The sequence below is a fragment of the Streptomyces violaceoruber genome, assembly GCF_033406955.1.
GTDB classification, from domain to species: Bacteria; Actinomycetota; Actinomycetes; order Streptomycetales; family Streptomycetaceae; genus Streptomyces; species Streptomyces violaceoruber.
Map to the genome: position 1 here is coordinate 5,824,531 of NZ_CP137734.1, position 21,474 is coordinate 5,846,004.

12 protein-coding genes are annotated in these 21,474 nt (G+C 75.0%); 2 read left to right on the forward strand and 10 right to left on the reverse strand.

What is annotated here, in order from left to right:
* Positions 1–61 precede the first annotated feature (61 nt).
* Complete coding sequence (locus R2E43_RS25980) at positions 62–1,657, forward strand: polyamine aminopropyltransferase (protein WP_003976349.1); 1,596 nt, start codon at positions 62–64, stop codon at positions 1,655–1,657.
* Positions 1,658–1,768: 111 nt separating this feature from the next.
* Here the strand turns inward: R2E43_RS25980 and R2E43_RS25985 are convergent, their stop codons facing one another.
* The 8 genes from R2E43_RS25985 to R2E43_RS26020 all read right to left on the reverse strand — a co-directional run bounded on the left by R2E43_RS25985 (position 1,769) and on the right by R2E43_RS26020 (position 14,498).
* Positions 1,769–4,000 carry an MMPL family transporter gene (locus R2E43_RS25985; protein WP_319231134.1) on the reverse strand — a complete coding sequence of 744 codons (2,232 nt, stop codon included), beginning with the start codon at positions 3,998–4,000 and terminating at the stop codon, positions 1,769–1,771.
* A 208-nt stretch (positions 4,001–4,208) separates the two neighbouring features.
* Complete coding sequence (locus tag R2E43_RS25990) at positions 4,209–4,364, reverse strand: hypothetical protein (protein ID WP_037666685.1); 156 nt, start codon at positions 4,362–4,364, stop codon at positions 4,209–4,211.
* A 77-nt stretch (positions 4,365–4,441) separates the two neighbouring features.
* On the reverse strand, positions 4,442–5,869 hold the full coding sequence (locus tag R2E43_RS25995; RefSeq protein WP_319128539.1) for a GAF domain-containing sensor histidine kinase: 1,428 nt from the start codon (positions 5,867–5,869) through the stop codon (positions 4,442–4,444).
* 35 nt (positions 5,870–5,904) lie between these two features.
* Positions 5,905–6,987, reverse strand: coding sequence for a rod shape-determining protein (locus tag R2E43_RS26000; RefSeq protein WP_003976353.1), 1,083 nt, complete (start codon positions 6,985–6,987; stop codon positions 5,905–5,907).
* A gap of 169 nt (positions 6,988–7,156) precedes the next feature.
* Positions 7,157–11,215 carry an SAV_2336 N-terminal domain-related protein gene (locus R2E43_RS26005; protein ID WP_332056613.1) on the reverse strand — a complete coding sequence of 1,353 codons (4,059 nt, stop codon included), beginning with the start codon at positions 11,213–11,215 and terminating at the stop codon, positions 7,157–7,159.
* Positions 11,215–12,237, reverse strand: a complete 1,023-nt coding sequence (locus tag R2E43_RS26010; protein WP_030863841.1) for an AAA family ATPase — start codon at positions 12,235–12,237, stop codon at positions 11,215–11,217. The genes R2E43_RS26005 and R2E43_RS26010 overlap by 1 nt, the downstream gene beginning before the upstream one ends.
* Positions 12,238–12,375: 138 nt before the next feature.
* Positions 12,376–14,040 (reverse strand): VMAP-C domain-containing protein, encoded by a 1,665-nt coding sequence (locus tag R2E43_RS26015; RefSeq protein WP_332056614.1) that lies wholly within the window; start codon positions 14,038–14,040, stop codon positions 12,376–12,378.
* A complete protein-coding gene (locus R2E43_RS26020; protein WP_401532385.1) occupies positions 14,037–14,498 on the reverse strand; it encodes a CU044_2847 family protein in 462 nt (153 codons plus the stop codon). The genes R2E43_RS26015 and R2E43_RS26020 overlap by 4 nt, the downstream gene beginning before the upstream one ends.
* 178 nt (positions 14,499–14,676) lie before the next feature.
* Between R2E43_RS26020 and R2E43_RS26025 the strand changes: the two genes are divergently transcribed.
* Complete coding sequence (locus R2E43_RS26025; RefSeq protein ID WP_319230515.1) at positions 14,677–18,339, forward strand: S8 family serine peptidase; 3,663 nt, start codon at positions 14,677–14,679, stop codon at positions 18,337–18,339.
* Between the two features lie 268 nt (positions 18,340–18,607).
* Here R2E43_RS26025 and R2E43_RS26030 read toward each other — a convergent pair whose 3' ends face one another.
* Positions 18,608–19,984, reverse strand: a complete 1,377-nt coding sequence (locus R2E43_RS26030) for a carboxyl transferase domain-containing protein (RefSeq protein ID WP_011028357.1) — start codon at positions 19,982–19,984, stop codon at positions 18,608–18,610.
* On the reverse strand, positions 19,977–21,434 hold the full coding sequence (locus R2E43_RS26035; protein ID WP_011028356.1) for an acyl-CoA synthetase: 1,458 nt from the start codon (positions 21,432–21,434) through the stop codon (positions 19,977–19,979). The genes R2E43_RS26030 and R2E43_RS26035 overlap by 8 nt, the downstream gene beginning before the upstream one ends.
* Between the last annotated feature and the right edge of the window lie 40 nt (positions 21,435–21,474).

Here is a 21,474-nt window from a genome sequence, read left to right on the forward strand (position 1 = left end):
CACCCCTCCTGGGACCACCACCTCCCAGGACCACCACGAGGACCACCGCGAGGCCACCCCCATGAGTTCCGCCCTGGACGACCGTGCCGTCGCGGCGCCCCCGAACCCCCCGGCCGACCACCACACCCGGGGGGCGCGGTTCCTGCTGCTGCTCGCCGTCTTCCTCTGCGCGGCCTGCGGCCTCGTGTACGAACTGGCCCTGACCGCGCTGGGCAGCTACCTCATCGGCAACTCGGTGCTGCAGACCTCCGTGGTCATCTCCGTGATGGTCTTCGCCATGGGCGTGGGCTCGCTGGCCGCCAAACCCCTGCGCCACCGCCCCGTCGTCGCCTTCGCGGTGGTGGAGGGAGTACTCGCGCTGGTCGGCGGTCTGTCCGTCCTGATGCTGTACGCGGCCTTCGCCTGGCTCCAGCTCTACATGCCCGCGATGATCGTGGTGTCCCTGGTGGTGGGCCTGCTCATCGGCGCCGAGATCCCGCTGCTGATGACGCTGCTCCAGCGCATCCGCACGCAGGAGGCGAGCAGCGCCGTCGCCGACATGTTCGCCGTCGACTACATCGGCGCCCTCGTCGGCGGCCTGTGCTTCCCGCTGTTCCTGCTGCCGACCTTCGGCCAGTTGAAGGGCGCGCTGGTGGTCGGCGTGGTCAACGCGGTCGCCGGGGTCATCGTCGTGGTGTTCATCTTCCGCCGCCAGACCGGCCGGCTGGTCAAGGCCGGGCTGCTGGCCGGCGTCGCCCTGGTGCTCGCCGCGCTCGGTACGACGTATGTGCTGGCGGACGACCTGGAGGTGACGGCGCGCCAGCACATGTACGCGGACCCGATCATCCACTCCGAGACGACGCAGTACCAGGACATCGTGGTCACCCGCTCCACCGCCTTCACCGGCGAGCCCGACGTACGGCTCTTCCTCAACGGCGACCTCCAGTTCAGCTCGGTCGACGAGTACCGCTACCACGAGTCGCTGGTCCACCCCGCGCTGTCCGGCCCCCACTCCAACGTGCTGATCATGGGCGGCGGTGACGGGCTCGCGCTGCGCGAGGTGCTGCGCCACGAGGGCGTCCGGCACGTCACCCTGGTCGAACTGGACCCGGCGATGACCCGGTTGGCGCGCACCTTCGAGCCGCTGCGAAAGCTCAACCAGGGTTCGCTGGACGATCCGCGGGCCAAGGTCGTCAACGCGGACGCCTTCACCTGGCTGCGCGAGGCACGGCAGCAGTACGACGCGGTGATCATCGACTTCCCGGACCCGGACTCGGCGTCGCTGGCGAAGCTGTACTCGGTGGAGTTCTACGATCTGCTCCGCCGGGTGCTGGCGCCGGACGGCCAGGTCATGGTGCAGAGCGGATCGCCGTTCTTCGCCCCCAAGACCTACTGGTCGATCGCGAAGACCATCGAGACGGCCGGGTACGCGACGACGGAGTTCCAGATCGACGTGCCGAGCTTCGGCAACTGGGGCTTCGTCCTCGCCCGCCCCGGAACCGAGGCCCCGCCGCTGCGGCTCGCCCGGGACACGCCGAAGCTGCGCTACCTGGACGCGGCGGTCCTGAAGGCGGCCACCGTGTTCCCCGTCGACCGCCGCCGCACCGACGTACGGCCGAGCACCCTGATGGATCCCGCGGTGCTCGAATACGTTCAGGACGAGTGGCGCGACTACTGAGTCAGGACGACGTGGGGCCCGGCCGCGCCGCGTCCGGCGACACAGCCGCGCCCGCCTCCGTGGGGGTACGGAGACGGGCACGGTGTCCGGGGGGCGGGCCTGCCCGCGTGGTCAGACTCCCGTCGGGTCCTTCTCGTACGTCCGCTCCGCCACGGGCGCCGGCTCGTGGCCGCCCTCACTGAGGCCGACGCGGTCGTGCACCTTGCGCAGGAACGGCGGGGCGTACCAGGCCGAGCGGCCGAGCAGGCGCATCGCGGCGGGCACGAGCACCCCGCGGACGGCGACGGCGTCGATGAGGATGGCCAGTCCGCTGCCCAGACCGAACATCTGCATGTAGCTGATGCCGGCCGTCCCGAAGGCGAAGAAGCTCACCGCCAGCAGGCAGGCCGCCGCGCTGACGATCCGTCCCGTGTGCCCGAGGCCGTCGACGACCGCGGTCTCGTTGTCCGCGCCCTGGTCGTGCAGTTCCTTGATCCGGCTGGTGACGAACACCTCGTAGTCCATCGAGAGGCCGAAGGCGATGCAGAACATCAGCAACGTCATCGACACCTCCATCGGCTGCGGCGTGAAGCCGAACAGGTCCGAGAAGTGGCCGTCCTGGAACATCCACGTCATGACGCCGAGCGCCGCCCCCAGGCTGGCGATGTTGAGCACCAGCGCCCGCAGCGGCTGCACCACGCTGCCGGTGAACAGGAACAGCAGAACGAAGGTGGTGAGCGCGATCAGGCCGCCGGCGAGCGGGATCAGGCCGGTGATGGAGTCCTTGGAGTCGACCAGCGCGGCGTCCCTGCCGCCCACCAGGGGCTCCGTCCCCTCGGGTGCCGCGACCGCCCGGACGTCCTTGACCAGGTCCTGGGCCGCGTCCGACATCGGGGCCAGGTCGCTCACCACGTTGATCCGCTGCGCCTGCGGACGGCCGAGCGCGGCGTTGCGCGGACCGGGCGCCGCGGCCTGCCCGCCGGTGTAGGTCCCGGTGGACGCCTCGACGCGGACGACACCGTCGAGCCGCGAGAGCCTGCCCGCGTACGAGCCGAGCGGTGCCGTGCCCACGGACTCGTCCATGACCACGTGGACGGCCGCCGCGTCACTGCCGTTGAAGTTCTCCGCCAACCGGGCCGAGACCTGGCGGCTCGCCGCGTCCTCGGGCAGCGAGCGCTCGTCCGCGATACCGATGGAGATGCCCAGCAGCGGACTCGCCGCCAGCAGCAGCACCGCGAGCACCGGCAGCGCGGTGAGGGCGGGACGCCGCATGGCCGTGCGGGCCAGCCGGCCCCAGAAGGGCACCCGGGAGTCGTCGTGCCGCTCCGTCCTCCCCGCCCACGGCAGCCGCCCCTTGTTGACCCGGTGTCCCAGGACGTTGAGCAGGGCCGGCATCACGAACAGGGTGCTGACGGCGGCGATGGCGACCACACCGACGCCGGCGTACCCGAACGAACGCAGGAAGTACTGCGGGAAGACCAGGAGCGCCGCGAGCGCGACCGCCACCGTGGCGGCGGAGAAGGCGACCGTACGGCCCGCGGTGTGCACGGTGTGCCGGACGGCGTCGTCCACGCTCGCGCCCTTGGCGAGCTGTTCGCGGAACCGGCTGACCATCAGCAGCGCGTAGTCGATGCCGAGGCCGAGACCGAGGGCGGTGGTCAGGTTGGTGGCCGTGATGGAGATGCTGGCGACGCTGCCGAGGAGGAAGAGTTCCGCGAACGTACCCACGATCGCGATGAGCCCGATGGCCAGCGGCAGCAGGGCCGAGACCACGCTGCCGAAGACGAACAGGAGCAGCAGGAGGGTCAGCGGCAGGGCGATCGTCTCGGCGAGTACGAGGTCCTCGGAGGAGTACGTCCCCATGTCGTCACCCACGGCCGCGCTGCCGCCGGCCTCGACGGTGAGCCCGCCGTCTCCGGCGCCGGTGTACTCGTCGATGATCTCCTTGGCGTTCTCCCGCTCCTTGGTGTCACCGCCCTTCACATGGGCGAGCACCATCGCCTGCTCGCCGTCCTCGGAACGGAGGTCCGGGTTGCCCGTGTCCCAGTACGAGATCACGTTCGCGACGGTCTTCTCCTCCTTGAGGCCGGCCGTCAGCTTTTCCCCCTGCTGCCGGGCGTTCGCGGCGTCGACGCCGCCCTCGGGGGCACGCACCAGCAGGACCAGGTTCGACTCACCGCCGAACTTGTCGGTGATGACCGTCCTGGCCCTGCTGGACTGGGAGGACGGGTCGTCGAAGCCGCCGGGCAGGAGCTTGCCGAACGCGCCGGCGCCCAGGGCTCCCATGAGGACCACGGCCACGGCTGCGACGACGAGTACCAGCCGGGACCGGCGGATCGCCAGTTCGGCTATGCGGTCAAACACGCACTCTCTCCTTGCGTTCTCACGGCGTGAACCCATGGCCCGCGCTGGTGGTGGGGGTGCGGCGGAGCCGCTGCCCCGCCGCCGGCCATGACGCTATCCACGCCGTAAGTGTCTTTGGCAGTGCGAGATTTTCCTGACACCGTCAAGTCGTTCTCGTACTCCCTCTCGCAAGGGTCCGTGCTGTCGGTCCGAACGTGTCCCGAGCTGGTCAGCGGCCTGTTCCGGGTGGCTGGACAACCGGCGCGCTCTCGCCCTCGTCGTCCCGCTCGCCCTCTGCCTGGGAGGGAGTGGTGTGCGGCACGTCGGGGGTGTCCGGCTCGTCGTCGCGTTCGCCCTCGGCCTGGGACGGGGTCGGCTCGCTCATCGTGGTACCTCCTCCTGCCGGGCGGTCACGGCACGGGTACCCCGTCCGGGAGACCGGCACCATCCGGCCGCCAGGACCTAGAGCGGCGCCCACCACGTCACCGTCGTCCCCCGCCCCCGGCCCCCGGCGTCGGCGCCGTAGTCGGCGACCCGCAGGCGCACCCCGTCCCGGCCCTCCGGCGAGGGGGCGGGCGTCTCGACGGCGATCTCGACGCGGGAGACGTCCGGGCGCGCCGACGCGGCGGCCAGCGCGTCGCGCAGGGCGGTGAGCAGGCGGTCGGCGACCCGGTCGGGCACCCGGGCGTCGACGGGGCCCCTGAAGTGCGTGGACGGCGCGGTGCCGAGCCGGGCGGCGGCGGACGCGGTCTCGCGCAGGACCCGGCCGCGCAGGCCCGCCGGCGGGCCTGCCGGGGGCTGCTGGAGGGTGAGGATCGCCGTACGGACCTCACCGACCGTGGAGCGCAGCTCCTCCACCGCGCGGCCGAGGATGTCACGGACGTCGTCGGCGCCCGGGCGGCGCCGGGTGGACTCCAGCATCATGCCGGTGGCGAACAGCCGCTGGACGACCAGGTCGTGCAGGTCCCGGGCGATGCGGTCGCGGTCCTCGTAGACCGCCAGCAGCTCCCTGCCGCGCCGGGCGTCGGCCAGGACGAGGGCGAGCGCCGCCTGCGAGGCGAACTGCGTCGCGAGCAGCCGCTCCAGGTCCGTGTACGGGCGTCCGCCGCGGCGTCGGGGCAGGGCGAGGGTGCCGATGAGCCGGCCGCCCGCCTGAAGGGGCAGCATCATGCTCGGCCCGAACCGGTGCCGCACGTGGGTCGTCATGCGCGGGTCGGTCGCCGAGTCGTCGACGAACACCGGCTCGCCGCCCAGGAGCTGTTCCAGGACCGGGCTGCCCGGCTCGATGGTCGCGCCGACCATGCCGTCCGGGTCGTCGGGCGTGGAGGCGGTCACGATCGCCATGCCGCCCTCGGCGGTCGGGTGCAGGATGACGCCCGCGCAGGCGTCGGCGAGCAGCCGGGCCCGTTCGGCCACCGTGGTCAGCGCGTCGCCCGCGCCCTCCTCGGTGAGCAGCGCGGTGGTGACGGCGGCCGCGCCCTCGATCCAGCGCTCCCGCTGCCGGGCCGTCTCGTACAGCCGGGCGTTGCCGATCGAGACACCGGCCTGCACGGCCAGGACCCGCAGCAGCTGCTCGTCCTCGACGGTGAACGGCGCGGCCCCGGCCCGCCCGGCCAGCCGCAGCTCGCCGAACTCCTCGTCCCGCACGTGGACCGGCATCCGCAGCAGGGGCGCCGTCTCCGGTACGGGGCGGTCCGGCCCCGGGGTACGGATCTCGGCGAGGCCGCCCGCGTCCGGGTCCGCGACGACCAGGTCCGCGCGGTCGGCGCTGGTCAGCTCGGCGGCTCCGTCCACGATGTGCTGCAGAACGCCGCGCAGGTCCAGGGCGGTGCCGACGTCCAGGAGGGCCTCCAGGAGACGGGCCAGTCGGGGCGCGGGCCGCGCGCTCATGCGTCAGGCTTCCCCGGTCGCCGCCCGGCGGCGGATCAGTCGGAGTCGGCGTGCGAGTCGGAGCCGGCGGTCGTCGGGTGCAGGACCAGCGGCTCCACCCGGCCCTCCAGCATGCTGCCGAGGCCCTGGACCGCGCACACGTCGGGCCGCTCCGCGATGTGCACCGGCATACCGGTGGCCTGACGCAGCATCTGGTCGAAGCCCGGCAGCAGCGCGCTCCCGCCGACCATCATGATCCCGCGGTCGGCGAGGTCCGCGACCAGGTCGGGCGGGCAGTCCCGCAGCACCTTGCCGATGCCGTCGAGCACGGCCGTCAGCGGGGTCTGGATGGCGTTGCGCACCGTGGCGGTGTCGACCCGCACACTGCGGGCCAGCCCGGTCGCCACGTCCCGGCCGTGGATCTCGGTGGACGACGGTCCCTGCGGGGTCAGCCCGTTGCCGGACAGGGCGAGCTGCAACGGGCGCACGGACTGGCTGGGCAGCACCAGCTCGTGCTGGTGGCGCAGCAGCTGCACGATCGCGTGGTCCACGGCCTCGCCGCCCACCGGAACGCGCACCGCGGTCACGATCGAGCCCAGGGAGAGCACCGCGACCTGCGTGGCGTGCGCGCCGCACACCATGATCATCGTTGCCTCGGGCTGCTCCACGGGCAGTCCGCAGCCGACCGCCGCAGCGATGAGCGTGTCGACGAGTTCCACGCGGCGCGCGCCGAGCCCGACCAGTGTCTCGATCGCCGCGCGCTGGGACAGCGGATCCGCGTCGTGCGGGGTGCAGACGGCGGCCCGCAGCCGCGGCTTGCGGCGCAGGGCGCGGCGGACCCGGTCGCCGAGCAGATGACGCAGCATGCGCTGGGCCATCTCGATGTCGACCACCGTGCCGCCGGAGACGGGCCGCACGACACGGATGTAGCCGGGGGTGCGGCCGGTCATCTTCTCCGCGAAGTCGCCGACCGCGATGAGCGCGCCCGTGCGGGTGTTGACCGCCGCGGCGGACGGCTGGTCGACGACGAGCCCGGCACCCTTGACGTACACGCGGGTCCGCGCCGCGCCCAGGTCGACGGCGAAGTGGCAGCGGCGCAGCGCCTCCAGACTGGCGGTATTGGCAGTACTGGCGGTCATGGCGAATCCTCCCGAGAGCGCGGACCGTGCGGGGCCGCCCGGTGGGCGGCCTCTTAGGCACTGATCGTGCGCGGCCGCGCGGGCGGGCGCCCGCTGGAGGGGGCCGGGCGGGGGGCCGCTGAACGAGGGGAGTTCCCGGCGCGGCCCGGGAGGACCGCGCCCGGCCGGGTCAGCGGAGGTCCGCCGCCGGACCGGGGCGCCCGCCGCCCTCGACCAGGTGGTACCAGCCGGTGTCGTCGGCCAGCGGGCGGAAGAGGTTCGGCGGGAAGGCGGGCCCGTACTGCCCCTCCTCGCGCACCTCGTCGTAGTACAGGGAGTCGGAGAGCACGACGACGGCCTGCGCGGCGGAGGCGTCCAGGACCGCGCCGACCGCGTCGGCGTCGGCACGGCCCAGTGACTGCTCCCCGTTCCCGTCCAGCCCGAACTCCACCTGCCAGAACTCGATCCGCAACCGCAGGCCGGCCAGGCGGGCCAGCCGCCCGGGCAGACCTTCGACGGTCGCCCTCAGGAGCGGGGCGGCCTCGGCCCGCGGCGCCAGCAGCACGAGCGGGCCACCGGGCTCGTCCACCAGTTCGTAGGCGGCGGCGTCCGCCCCGCTGTCCGCCAGCAGCTCCGTGACCAGGCCGTGCAGTGCCGCGCCAGCGTCGCGGTCCACCGGGCCGTCGGCGAGGGTGTAGCGGGCGCAGGCGCGGAAACCGGTGTCGAAGTCGATCCAGGGCGGCTCGTCCGGCTCCTCCTCTTCCTCCGGCCCAGGATCCTCGTCCAGTTCCGGCTCCGGTTCCAGGCCCTCGGCGCGCATCGCTTCCCGCAGCGCTGCCCGGCTCTCCGCCCGTTCCTCCCTCTCGTCCGCTTCCGCCCGGGCCTGTGCCGTGTCGTGCTCGGCGTCGTCGTCCAGCAGGGGCGTCCAGAGGCCGTCCTCCGTGGGGAAGGGGCCCTCCGGCAACTCGTCCGGCGCGGACACCGTCGACTCGGGGGCGCCCGGCTCCACGGGGCGCTGCTCGTACTCGGTCCACGGGGGCGCGTCGTCCACCGGTTCGGCGTACTCCTCGCGCAGCTCCCGGCCCAGCGCCGTCAGGGCCGGGCTCCGTCCGCCGGACAGCTCGTACTCCTCGTACACCTCCAGCGCCTCCTCGACCCGGCCCTGGCGGCGCAGGGCGATCAGGCAGAGGCGGCGGAAGTCCTCCCGGTGCGGGTGGGCGCGCAGCAGGCCGGACAGTTCGGCGGCGGCCCGGTCGTACTCGCCGAGGACCAGGTCCAGCTCGGCGCGCTTGGTGTGCAGGGCGAGCCGCAGCCGCAGCAGGCGGGTCCGGGCGGTGCGGGCGGCGGGGCCGGGCACGCCCGCCAGGGGCTCGGCGTCGCCCCACAGCGACAGCGCCCCGGAGACCAGGTCGTGCGCCTCGGCGAGCGCGCTCTCCAGCCGGGCCGCGTCGGCGCGCCGCACCAACTCGTCGCAGCGCACCAGGTCCAGCTCGTCGGCGCTGGTGTGCAGGGCGTAGCCGTGGGCGGCCGTGGCCAGGACGCCCGGGCCAAGGATCTCCGCGAGCCGCTTCGCCAGCCGGGTCGTCTCGCTCCGCGGGTTGCGCGGCTCGTTGCCCGGGTCCCACAGGCCCCACCGCAGCTCCTCGTGGGTCACCGTGCGGCCGTGCTTGAGGAGCAGCATCGCGAGCAGCGCGCGCACGTCCCGCGGCAGGTCGGCCGGACCGTCCGGGAGGCCGACCCGCAGCGGGCCCAGGGCCCGGTACCGGCGCGGCGCGTACGCCTCGCCCGCGCGGGCGAGCAGCGCCGGGTCCCCGAGCAGGTCGAGGCCCCGGGCCTGGGCCGCCGGCGAGGGAGACAGCAGCTGGTCGAAGGCGTGCGCGTAGTGGATCCGCAGGGCGGTGGGCAGCCGGTCCAGGCGGCGGGAGTCGACCGGGACGGCCGGGCGCGAGGTCCCCGACGTCAGCCGCAGCAGCACCTCGCACAGGGCACGCAGGTCCGCCGAGCGCGCCCCCGGCCCCGAGGCCAGAGCCGGTTCGAAGAGGCTGAGCCGGACCGTGCCGTCCGGCAGGAGGACCACCCGGGACGCCTCCAGCCCGCCGTGCGCCAGACCCGCCCGGTGCAGGGCGGTGAGCGCCCGGGCCAGCTGCGCCCCCACGGACACCGTCAGCGGCACCGGCAGCCGCCCGTCCCCGGACCGGGTGAGGGCGCCCAGCGCTATGCCGTCGAGGTGCTCCATGACGACGTACGGGACGTCGCCCTCGATGCCCGCGTCGAGCACGGTCACCAGGTTCGGGTGGGAGAGCCGCGTCAGCCGGCGCGCGTTGCGCAGGAACGTCTGGCGCGCGGCCGGGCCGGTGGCCGGGTCGTGCAGCCGGATCGCCACCGTCCGGTTCGTCGGCGCGGGGTGGGCCGCGGTCCGGTCCGCCGGGGTCCGGTCCGGTGCCGTCCGGTCCGGTCCGGTGTCCTCCGCCAGCCAGATCCTGCCGGACGGCGTGAGCCGTCGCGTGGGCCGGTAGCGGGCGCCCAGGCCGGGCGGGAAGGGCGAGGGGGCGGAGGGCCGCTCCCGCACGGTCAGCTGCCGGACGCTCTCCTCGCTGATCGTCGCGAACGACTCGCTCGGGCCGGCCCGCTCGGTGCCCTTCCGGGAGGGGATCAGCGCGCGGAACTCGCCCGGCGAACGCCCCGCCCGGTCGTCGATCAGGCCGCCGGTGCGCAGCAGCAGGTCGTGGGTGCGGTTGCGGGCGGTGCGGGGCAGCCCGCGCAGGAGCAGCTCGCGCACTCCGGGGCGGAAGGCGTAGGAGCCGGGCGGCCCGGCGACCGTGGTCAGCAGTCCGCCGAGGATGACCTCGGCCAGGTGCTGGGGCCGCGGGTCCGGCTCGACCGCGGCCTGCACCAGCCGCATCACGGGCAGGTCGGGGCGCCCCAGCGCGAGATGGCCGGCCAGCCGGTAGGCCTGCGGGGAGGCGCTGGCGCGGAAGCGCAGGACGAGTTCCTCGGGCGACAGCCGCGCGACGTCGGTGCGGTCGTCGGCGTCGGCCGGCAGCGGTCGGTGCAGCGCCGCGGCCGCGCCCGGGTACGGGGTGCCGCCCGGGCTCGCGACCAGGGCGGCCCAGTTCGCCAGCCACTCGGGCCCGGGCTCCAGCACGGGGACGTGCACGGTCCCCTCGGGGGCGCGGGGCGCGGCGGTGTCGTACGGCGTGAAGGCGAGCGAGGCGCTGGGCGCCGCCCGGTGCGGGGCCGACAGCCGGCCCGGGACCGGCGGCAGGGCGGTGTCCCGCCACAACTGCTCGGGCAGCGGCTGGAGCACCGCCAGGGGCGCGCGGCGTGCCCAGCGGCGCAGCGTGGCGAACCACCGGACGCCGTCCGGGCCGGCCCGCCACTGCGGCCCCATGCAGTCGCTGATCAGCAGCATCACCGTACGGCCGTCGGCGGGGATCTGGGCGCCGTCGCCGCGGGCGGTGCCGTCGGGGTCCGCGCGGTGCAGGGTGACGGTGCGGAAGACGCCCGACTGGGCCAGGGCGGCTTGCAGTTCGCGCACGAGGGGCCGCCAGACGGGCATCGTGGGGCCCGCGTCGTGCACCAGGTGCAGGCGCAGCCACCGTTCCCGTACGGGGCGCAGCACGGGCAGCCACCACTCGGGGCCGGCGCCGAGGCGCGCGATGCGGTCGGCGGTCGCGGCCTCGTCCACCTCGTGGCCGACGGGCGCGTCGGCACGGCGCTTCAGCGGCCGCAGGGCACGCTGCAGCGCCAGCGTGTGGCGCAGCATCGGCGGTGCGGGTGCGAGCAGGGCGCTGTGCGGCTGCGCCGCCGAGGTGCCCGGCGCGGGGGCGGGGGACGGCAGGCGCAAGGGGGTGCGGGGGGCCTCGGAGCGGGTACTGGGCCGCCCCGGCCCGTCGCCCCACGGCCCTTGTCCCGGCCCCCGGCCCCGGTTCCGGTCCCCGTCCCGGTCACGCTCCCGGTCGCCGTGCCGGTCCCGCTCCGGCTTCCGGTCGCGCTCCCGTTGCCCGTCGCCTTCCTGGCCCTGCTCCCGGGTGCCCTCCGGGGCCGGTGGCGGCTCCGCCGGCCGCGGCCCGGACGCCGGGCCGTCGGGCGGGTCCTGCTCCGGGGGCTCCATGTGACCGGCCAGCCACAGGAGTTCGGCCAGCTCCAGCGGCGTCGGGCGGGCACCGGTGGCCGCCGCCCGGCCGAGGAGATCGGCGAGGAGGGGCAGAGGCGGCGGGTCCGGTGTGCCGGGGCGGTCGGTGGGCATCAGAAGGCGTCGGGCTGCGCGGACCGGCCGAGGTAGGGCATCAGCTGCTCGGCCAGCTCGTCCAGGGAGTCGGCGCCCAGACCGGAGGAACGGGCCAGGTAGATGGCGTTGAGCAACTGGTCCGTGGCCAGTTCGCCGCTGCCCACCCGGGACAGGAACCGGTGGATCAACTGGCGCGCGTGCCCGTCGGGCTCGCCCAGGTGGGCGCGGACGATCTCGGCGAGGTGGTCGTCGTCGGGCTGCCGCAGCCGCAGCGAGACGCAGCGGCGCAGGAAAGCGGGCGGGAACTCGCGCTCGCCGTTGCTGGTGAGGACGACGAAGGGGAAGGCGTTGCAGCGGACCCGGCCGCGCTCCACCGGCACCCGCTGGTCGGTGCCGTCGGCCAGGACCTCGGCGTGGCCGTCGGGGATGTCCCGGGAGGCCCGGACGAGTTCGGGGATCTCGTACTGCCCCTCCTCCAGGACGTGCAGCAGGTCGTTCGGCAGGTCGAGGTCGCTCTTGTCGATCTCGTCGATGAGCAGGGCGCGCGGCCGGGCGTACGGCAGCAGGGCGGTGCCCAGCGGGCCCAGCCGCAGGTGGTCCTCGACGCCGGTGGCGGCGGGGGCGTCGGGCGGCTGCGTGGTGTGGCGCGCCGCGTAGAGGCGGGAGAGCGGGTCGTAGGTGTAGAGGCCGTCGCCCAGGGTGCTGCGGCTGGTGATGTTCCACCTGAGGACGGGGCCGAGCCGCAGTTCACGGGCGACCGCGTAGGCGAGAGACGACTTCCCGGTGCCGGGCGGACCGGTGACCAGCAGCGGACGGCGCAGGTACAGGGCCGCGTTGACCAACTGCACCGTGTCCTCGGTGGCCTGGTAGGTCGCGGCACGGTGGGCGCGGTCGGGCGAGGCGGCCGCGGTGTCGCCGTCCGCGTCCGGCGGATCGAGCACGGGGCCGCCGTCGAAGGCCCGCCAGGGCGGGGGCGGGGGCAGCCGGGCGATGCCGTCGTGGGGGTCAGGCGCGCCGGTGTAGACGGGCCACAAGGGCATGGGTTCTTCTCTCCGGGCGGTAGGTGCGGCGGTCGGTGCAGGGGTTGGTGCGGCGGTCGGTAGGGCCATCGGTGCGCGGGTCGGTTCGGCGCGGTCGCGGTCGGCCGTGGTGCGTCGGTGCATGGCGCGGCGGGCGGTTCAGCCGACGGGGGAGTGGAGCAGGGCGGGCGGCTCGGCGAAACAGCGGGGGTCGTCCCACAGGAGCTGGACGTCCCGCGCCCAGTGCTCCTCCGGGACCTCCGCCGCGTCCGCCGTCTCGCGCAGTTCCATGACCAGGCGCGGCAGTTCGGCCGGCGGCACGTCCGCCACCGACGCCGCCAGCTCGTCGAGGAACGCCGTGCCGGAGCAGCGGCCGTCGGGTCCCTCCTCGCCGGGGCACTCCCGCAGCGGCCACAACAGCACGGGGACGGGCAGGTTGAGGCCGACCTCGAAGTACTCCGGCGCCGCCGAGGGCGGGGTGGCGAAACCGGCCAGCTCCGCGTCGTCCCGCAGCCGCTTGCGCAGCCCGGCCGGCCGCTCCCGGGTGCCGCAGTCCACCCGGTGCAGCGTGCCGCCCGTGCCGGACCCGAGCCTGCGCCACTTCTTGTGCAGCTGGTGGCGGAGGCGTCCGCTGCGCTGCCGGTACCGGTCGGTCACCACGAGCGGGTAGGCGCAGCCCAGCGGCGTGGAGTCGTCCTCTCCGCACTCCCAGTGCGCCACCGGTTCGTTCAGCCACTCGCGCGGGAGCACGAAGGTGAGCAGTTCGTCGGCGCCGGGATCGAGCTGGGTGAACGCCTCGTCAATGCCTTCCTGGACGAAGGACCGCACCGCGCCGCGGGCCAGCCGGCGCGAACCCACTGGGCGGCGCCGGCCGTCCCGGTAGGCGGACACCTCTACGGTGACCTGGTCGGCACCGGCACCGCTGCGGTCGATCTCCACGACGATGGGCGACCAGGCCGCGGGGCGCGGCGCCGGACCGGACGGGGCGTGCAGCCGCTCCGTCAGCCGGTCGGCGAAGCGGGCCACCGCCGCCGGGTCCGGCACCTCCCACTGCACGTAGGCGGCGGCCTCCCGCAGGGAGCCGAAACCGCCCTCCGGCAGCGGCGGGTCGAACGCGTCCATGGCGGACACGTACAGCCGGTTCGGGTCGCAGGCCAGGCCGCTCTCCTCGGCCCGGCGCACCAGCGCGTACAGCCGCCTGCGGGCGTCCGCCCGGTGGCCGGGGGTGGGCACCAGCTCGCCCAGCTCCGGCCAGTAGCGCGCCATGACCTCGACGGGCAGCATCCTGCCGACCCGTACGTCCCGGGCGCCGGCCACGGCGGAGACCATGCCGACGACCGTGCCGTCGGCCAGTGTCAGCGCCGCGCCGCTGAACCCGGCGGCCAGCGGCTGCCCGTGCGCCGTGACGGCCTCCAGCTGGACCCACTCGTCGGAGATGAGGGGCCCGGGCAGGGCGCGGTAGGAGGCGAGCATGCCCTCGTCGTACCCCTTGGGAAAGCCGTAGGCGATCAGCTCGGGGACGGGGACGGTCCGCTCCGTTCCGGGCCGGGCGAAGACGGCCGGGGCGAGCGGCACCTCCCGGTCCAGCTCCAGTACCACCAGGTCGCCGAGGTCGGCGGCGCCCTCCTGCCACCCGCCGTGCACGACGACCGTGCCGGACAGCTCGCCCAGCTCCCGGCGGCCCGGGAAGGTCACCGTCACCGGCGCGCGGTCGGCCCACCGGACGACATGGGCGCAGGTGAGCAACCGGCGGGCGGAGACGAGGAATCCGGCGCCGACCTCCCTGCCGCACTCGACGCGGGCGTGCCACGCGGCACCGCTCATGACAGCGCGGCGGCGTCCGGGGCCTCGGGACCCGCCGGGGACGGCCGCGGCTCGGGACGCGTCGCGGACGGCCGCGGCTCGGGACGCGTGGGGGACGGCTCGGGCGACCAGTTCAGCCGCACCACCAGATGGCCCTCCGCCGAGCCCTTCGCGATGACCGCGCCGGCCTCCGCGCTCAGCTTGACCCCGAACTCCAGCTCCACGGCGTCGGGTCGGAGCGAGCCGTCCCGGAAGACGCGCAGCGCGGACGCGGCCGCCGCCCGCACGCCGTCCAGGGAGTCCTCGAAGGTGCGGGCCGCGCGGGCCGGGCCGTCGCCGCGCGAGACCAGCCGCGCGCCGTCCTCGTCCTCGACGCCCTCGACGACCACCCGCACGCCGTCCTCGGTCCTGAACTCGACCAACCCGTCCATGACGCCGCTCGCTCCCCGTGTGCCGTACGTGTCCGTGCGCAGCACCATTGTGACGGACGGTACTCGGCCGTGTCCCGTCCCGGGCCGCCGGTCCGTTCGGCCGCTGGCGGAAACCCGCCAGGGCGACTAACCGCCGCCTCCGGTCAACTCCCGTGCCCCACCGGCCCCCTGAGACTGATCACAGCACTCTTCACCGCACTCTACGACGACACGAAGAGAGACGTGGATGAGCACAGGACCAGTCAGACGCGGGGCGGCCCTCCTGTCGGCGGGGCTCGTGATCGCGCTGCTGCCGGCCGGGACCTCGGCGGCGCAGGACCCGCCCCCCGACCCGGCGCGATCCCGAACGGCGGCCGCCCGCACGGCCGCCGCCGACGCGGCCCGCACCGTCACCCTCGTCACCGGCGACCGGGTGACCGTCACCGACCTCGGCGGCGGCCGGAAGACCGTCGCGGTCGAGCGGCCCGAGGGCGCCACCGGGGCCGTGCGCACCAGCAGTTTTGGCGGCCGGACCACCGTCGTACCGGACGAGGCCCTGCCGTACCTGCGCGACGGCAGCCTCGACGAACGGCTCTTCGACGTCGGTGCGTTGCTGGAGCAGGGGCTCGCCGACAGCGAGACGGGCGAGCTGCCGCTGATCGTGACGTACGGCAAGGGCGTGCGGGCCGCCACCCCGCGGGGGGCCGAGCGGACACGGTCGCTGCCCAGCGTGCGCGGGGCCGCCGTCGAGGCCGACAAGGGGCGTGCATTCTGGCGCGAATTCACCCGTCGCGGCGCCGGTGTCGAGGGCGTGTGGCTCGACGGGCGGGTCACCGCGGACATGGCCGAGTCCAACGCGCAGATCGGCACGCCCGAGGCCTGGGAGGCGGGGCTGACCGGCAAGGGCGTCACCGTGGCCGTGCTGGACAGCGGCGTGGACGCCGGGCACCCCGACCTGGCGGGGCGGATCGCGCAGAGCCGCAGCTTCATCCCCGGCGAGGAGGTCGCCGACCGGCACGGCCACGGCACGCACGTCACCTCCACCGTGGGCGGCAGCGGCGCGGCCTCCGACGGCAAGGAGAAGGGTGTCGCACCCGGCGCCACGCTCGCGGTCGGCAAGGTCCTCGACGACGAGGGCTTCGGCAGCGAGTCGGAGATCATCGCGGGCATGGAGTGGGCCGCCCGGGACGTGGACGCCGACATCGTCTCCATGAGCCTCGGCTCCACCGAACCCAGCGACGGCACCGACCCGATGGCCGAGGCCGTCAACACCCTGTCCCGCGAGACCGGCGCCCTGTTCGTGATCGCGGCCGGGAACACCGGCGCCCCCTCCTCCATAGGCTCGCCCGGCGCGGCCGACGCCGCCCTCACCGTGGGCGCGGTCGACTCCGCCGACCAGGCCGCCTGGTTCACCAGCGCCGGGCCCCGCTACGGCGACAACGCCCTCAAGCCCGACCTGTCGGCCCCGGGCGTCGGCATCCTCGCCGCCCGCTCCCGCCTCGCCGAGGGCAGCGGCGACTACACGTCCATGGACGGTACGTCGATGGCGACGCCGCACATCGCGGGGGTGGCCGCCCTGCTCGCCGAGGAGCACCCCGACTGGAGCGGCGCGCGGCTCAAGGACGCGCTGATGTCCACGTCCAAGGAACTGGACGTCTCCGCCTACCAGTTGGGTGCGGGCCGGGTCAGCGTGCCGGCGGCCGTCGGCGCCGACGTCACCGCGACCGGCAGCGCCGACCTGGGCTTCTACTCCTGGCCGTACGAGGCCGACGAGCCGGTCACCAGGACCGTCGCCTACACCAACTCCTCGGACACGGACGTCGAGCTGAAGCTGTCCGTGCGGGGCGCCCCCGAGGGCGTCGCCACGCTCGCCGACACCTCCCTCACCGTGCCCGCGCACGGCACCGCCTCGACCACGGTCACCGGGGACGGGTCCAAGGCGCCGGTCGGCAACACGAGCGGCCAGGTCGTGGCGGCCGACGCGAGCGGGAAGCCCCTCGCGCACACCGCGTTCGGGCTGGTCAAGGAGGGCGAGCGGTACACGCTCACGGTGCACGTCAAGGACCGCTCCGGCGCCGCGACCCCGGCCGACCTGACCGTCCAGCGGCTCACCGAGGGCGTCGACCCCTTCCCGGCCCACGTCGGCGACTCCGGCACCCTGAAGCTCCGGCTCGAGCCCGGGACGTACAGCCTGTCGTCCTTCCTGGACGTGCGCGGCAGCCACGGCGCCGACTCCCTCGGCCTGGGCTTCCTCGCCGCCCCTGAGGTCGTCGTCGACCGGGACCGCGAGATCACCCTGGACGGCCGCGAGCTGCGCGAGATCGGCGCCGACGTCGGCCGGCGCACCGAGACCCGGCAGCTCCTCATGGAGTACGACCGCGGCGCGAACGGCTCCGACCTGTTCGGCGCGGTGCAGGTGCCGCTGACGTACGACAGCGTCTTCGCCGCGCCCACGAAGAAGGTCGCCCAGGGCGACTTCGAGTACCGCACCGTGTGGCGGCTCGGCAAGCCGCTGCTCGAGGTGAAGGGGATCGACGAGGCCACCGTCCAGTCCGGCGGCACCCTGACCGAGGGCCGCACCCGGCTGCCCCTGGTCGACGTCGGAGCCGTCGGTGCCGGGCCCTTCCCGGACGGCGTACGCGGCAAGGCGGTCCTCGCCCGGCTCACCGAGGGGACCGAACCGGCCGCGCTCGCCCAGGCCGCACAGGACGCCGGCGTCAAGGCGCTGTTCGTGACCGACGACGCCCCCGGACGGCTGATGTCGTGGTGGGGCACCGACGACAACGCCGACCGGCCGCTCCAGATCGCCACGGTCTCCGCGGCCGACGCCCGCCGGCTGCACCGGGCCGGACGGGTCGACATGACCGGCACCCGCAACACGCCCTACGTGTACGACCTGTCCGAGGGACACGAGGGCGCCGTGCCCGACCGGGACCTCACCTACCAGCCCGGGCACCGCGACCTCGCCGTGCTGCGCACCAGGTACCACGCCGCCGAACCGTCGAGCGGCGGCGAGTTCCGGTACTCCCTCACCGACACCTTCCCGATCGGCCTCGGCTTCCGGGAGCGGATCGACTACCCGGTCGAGCGCACCGAGTACGTGTCCACCGGCCCCGGCCAGCTGTGGCACGAGACCGTGACGAGCGCCGGTGAGGCGCTGGAGGAGCGCGGCGGACTGTCCCGGTACCGGGGAGGCTCGCGTGCGGAGCTGAACTGGTTCAAGCCGGTGTGGCACCCCTACCTCGGCACCGGGCTCGGCTGGGGGCAGCAGCGCGCCGGGAACCGGCTCCAGTTCAACGCGCCCGGCTGGGGCGACTCCGGGCCCGACCACACCGGCTTCGGCGACGTGTGGAGCGAGGGCAGCGGCATGTCGCAGACCACGTCGGTGTACCTGGACGGCGAACCGGTCGACCAGGGGCCGAGTTCCGCCGCGTACGTGTGGGACGCGCCGGCCGGCGAGCACACCTACCGGCTCGTCACCGACACGGCGCTGGACGCGGCACGCTGGCCGCTGGCGACGAAGGGCCACGCGGAGTGGACCTTCCGGTCGGCGGCCACGCCCGACGACCGGTGGACCTTCCTGCCGCTGATCAACCTCTCCTTCGACGTCGACACCGACCTCGCGGGGAAGGTGCGCGCCGGCAAGAAGCTGCGGGTCGGTCTCGGCGCCGCGTACGTGGCGGGCGCCCCGGACACCGGGAAGCTCGGCGGCGGAAAGCTGGAGGCGTCCTACGACGACGGGACGACCTGGCACCAGGTCCGGCTGCGCGGCGGCGACGGTGAGGCCTCCTGGTACGGGACGCTGAGCGTGCCGCGCGATGCCGAGCACGTCTCGCTGCGGGCCTCGGCGCGCGACGACCGGGGCGGCTCGGTCACGCAGGAGATCGTGCGGGCGGTGGCCGTGCGGTAGGCCCCGGTCCGGGCGCGGACACGCGGACGGCGCCGCCTCCCTGGGACGGGGAGGCGGCGCCGTCGGGTTCTCGGACCGTCAGACCAGCCAGCCGACGAAGTGGACGAGGCCGGCGAGGATGTCGGTGAGAAGGTTCATGATCGTGCAGCTCCTTGCGCTGTTCAGGTGCGGGACCCGCCGGGCCCCGCCGGGACTACTCGGGACATGTGCGTCAACTACGGTCTGCAGCCCGTTGCTTGCACACCGTAAGTATCGTTGGTCCCTGCAGTCACATGCGTTCTTCAGAGCGACGATCACCTGTTCCAGGGAACAACTGCTCGCTTGTTCGGATCACGCCAAGTGCTGCCAAGTCCTGCGGCCGCAGCCGCAGTTGACCGGCCGTCGCCTCCACCTCCGCCGGCGGGCGCTTCAGGATCGCCGCCGCGTGCTCCGGCGCGATGACGGAGAAGTAGCTGTCCGGGGTGGCCCACGTGCTGCCGGGCGCGGCCAGGGCCAGCGCCCCGCCCGAGCCGCCCTCGCCGATCACCAGCGTGGTGACCGGCGTACGCGCCGAGGCCACGGCGCCGAACAGGTCCGCGATCGCCGGACCCGCCCCCGCCCGCTCCGCCTCCGCGTCGTTGGCCGCGCCCGGTGTGTCCACCAGGGTCAGCACCGGGATGCCGAGCCGGTCCGCGAGGTGGATCAGCCGGGTGGCGGTGCGGTACCCGGCGGGCCGGGTCGCCGTGCCCGTCTGCGCGGCGTACGCCACCGTGCGCCCCGCGTGCGAGCCGAAGCCGCACAGCATGCCCTCCGGGTCCCGGCCGCCGCAGCGGTCGCCGGACAGGGCGACACGGTCGGTGAAGTAGGCGTCCAGGTACGCCCCGGCGCGCGGGCGTCCGGGATCGCGGGCCCGGCGCACCGCCTCCCAGCCGCCGGCCGGCAGGTCCCGGGCGCCCAGCGGCTCCGGCACCGGCGCCGGACCGCCGGACGGCGCCGTCAGCAGCCGCAGCCACCGCCCCAGCGTCGCGCGCAGCTCCCCGGGCGGCACGACGGCGTCCGCGCTGCCCGCCGCCACCTGCGCCTCGGCCGTGTACGCCGCCGGGTCCGCGTCCGGCGGCCGGACCCGCGAACCGGCGAAGCCCACCTGGGCGCCGGGCAGGGCGAGGACCACGTCGGCGCCCGCGCCCAGCGTCGCCCAGCCGCCGCCGGTCGCCGGGTCCCGTACCACCGCGATCTGCGCGAGGCCGGCCGCGCGGGTGAGCGCCGACTGCCGGGCCACCCGCTGGAGCTGGGTCAGCGCGAGCATCCCCTCCTGCATCCGGCTGCCGCCGGTCGCCACCAACGGCACCACCGGCAGCCGGTGTTCACGGGCGTACGCGTACGCCGCCTCCAGACGGTCGCCGGTGCGGTGCCCCAGCGAGCCGCCGAGGAAGCCGAACTCGAAGGAGACGAGCACCGCCCGGGTGCCCTCCACCAGGCCGGTGCCGCAGACGACGGACTCCGCCTCGCCGGTGCGCTCGGCGGCGCGGGCCCGCGAGGCGTCGTAGCCGGGCCAGCCGAGGGGGCCGTCGGGCCGCCACGGGCCGTCCGCGTGCGGGAGTTCGCTGAAGGTGGCGTCGTCGGTGACCAGGGCGAGGAACTCCCGTGCGGTCAGGCGCTCAGTCACGGTTCAGCGCCCGCTTCATGATCTTCCCCATGTCGTTGCGGGGCACCGCGTCGAGGTACCGGACGACGCGCGGCCGCTTGTGCGGGGCGAGCCGGGCGGCGACGTGGTCGGCCAGCGTGCCGAGGGCGGGCGGGGCGGCGGGGTCGGCCGGGACGATCCAGGCCACGATCCGTTCCCCGAGGTCGGGGTCGGGTTCGCCGGTGACGGCGGCCTCCCGGACCTCCGGGTGTTCGAGCAGGGCGTTCTCGATCTCCCCGGCCCCGATCTTGTAACCGCCGCTCTTGATCAGGTCGGTGGCCTTGCGGCCGACGATGCGGACATAGCCGTCGGGGTCGCGCACCGCCATGTCGCCGGTGCGGAAGAAGCCGTCCTCGGTGAAGGCGGCGGCGGTGGCGTCGGGGCGGTTCAGGTACTCGGTGAACAGGTTCGGGCCGCGAACCTGGATCTCGCCGACGCTCTCCCCGTCGAGCGCCGCGATCGGCGTGCCGTCCTCCTCCACCAGCCGCAGCTCCACACCGGGCAGCGGCACGCCCACCGTCCCGGCGCGCGGCTCGCCGTCGGCGCGCACGCTGGTGTTCATCAGCGTCTCGGTCATGCCGTACCGCTCGATCACCCGGCGCCCGGTGGCGGCGGCGATGCGCTCGTGGTCGTGCACCGGCAGCGCGGCCGACCCCGACACCAGCAGCCGGGCCCCGGCGAGCGCCTTCGCCAGCTCCGGGTCGGCGGGGAGCGTCTCGGCGATCCGGTGGTACATCGTCGGCACCCCGAACAGCATGGTCGCGCCGTCGTTCAGCTCCCGCGCCGCACCCTCGGTGGAGAACCGGCCCAGGTGCCGCACGGACCCGCCCCGGCGCAGCGGGCCGAGGATGCCGAGGACCAGCCCGTGCACGTGGAACAGCGGCAGCCCCTGCACCAGCACGTCCTCGCCGGTCCACTGCCACGCGTCGGCGAGCGCGTCCAGGGTCGTGGCGAGCGCCCGCCGGGGGATGACGGCGCCCTTCGGCGGTCCCGTGGTGCCCGAGGTGTAGACGACGAGCGCGGGGTCGCCGTCGTCGGCACCGTCCTCGGGGACCGCCCCGCGGGCCCGCACGTCGACGTCGACGCGCTCCAGGGCCCCGAGGGCGGGCGGGAGTTCCGCGTCCGGGGGCGCCAGGACGAGCGAGGGCGCGCTGTCGGAGAGGATGTGCGCGAGTTCCTTGTCGCCGGACTTCGGGTTGAGCGGTACGGCGGCGACCCCGGCCAGCAGCGCCGCCACCACGGCGACGCCGGTCTCCATCGCCGGGGTGGCCCAGACCGCGACCCGGCCGGCGCCGCCGATCCGCCCGGCCGTGGCGCCCGCCGCCGCGGCGAGTTCCGCGTAGGTCAGGGAGCGCTCGCCGAACCGCAGCGCGGGCCGGTCGGCCGGGGCGCCGGTCGGGGCCGGGGAGAGGGCCGGGAAGAGAGAGGACACGCGTCGTACTCCTTAGCTGTTGCCCGAGAGCTGCTGTCGG

Bases quoted from the DNA above. Each gene is read 5' to 3' on its own strand.
- R2E43_RS25980 (WP_003976349.1), top strand. From the start codon at position 62: ATGAGTTCCGCCCTGGACGACCGTGCCGTCGCGGCGCCCCCGAACCCC.
- R2E43_RS25990 (WP_037666685.1), bottom strand. From the start codon at position 4,364: ATGAGCGAGCCGACCCCGTCCCAGGCCGAGGGCGAACGCGACGACGAG.
- R2E43_RS25995 (WP_319128539.1), bottom strand. From the start codon at position 5,869: ATGAGCGCGCGGCCCGCGCCCCGACTGGCCCGTCTCCTGGAGGCCCTC.
- R2E43_RS26000 (WP_003976353.1), bottom strand. From the start codon at position 6,987: ATGACCGCCAGTACTGCCAATACCGCCAGTCTGGAGGCGCTGCGCCGC.
- R2E43_RS26005 (WP_332056613.1), bottom strand. From the start codon at position 11,215: ATGCCCACCGACCGCCCCGGCACACCGGACCCGCCGCCTCTGCCCCTC.
- R2E43_RS26010 (WP_030863841.1), bottom strand. From the start codon at position 12,237: ATGCCCTTGTGGCCCGTCTACACCGGCGCGCCTGACCCCCACGACGGC.
- R2E43_RS26015 (WP_332056614.1), bottom strand. From the start codon at position 14,040: ATGAGCGGTGCCGCGTGGCACGCCCGCGTCGAGTGCGGCAGGGAGGTC.
- R2E43_RS26020 (WP_401532385.1), bottom strand. From the start codon at position 14,498: ATGGTGCTGCGCACGGACACGTACGGCACACGGGGAGCGAGCGGCGTC.
- R2E43_RS26025 (WP_319230515.1), top strand. From the start codon at position 14,677: ATGAGCACAGGACCAGTCAGACGCGGGGCGGCCCTCCTGTCGGCGGGG.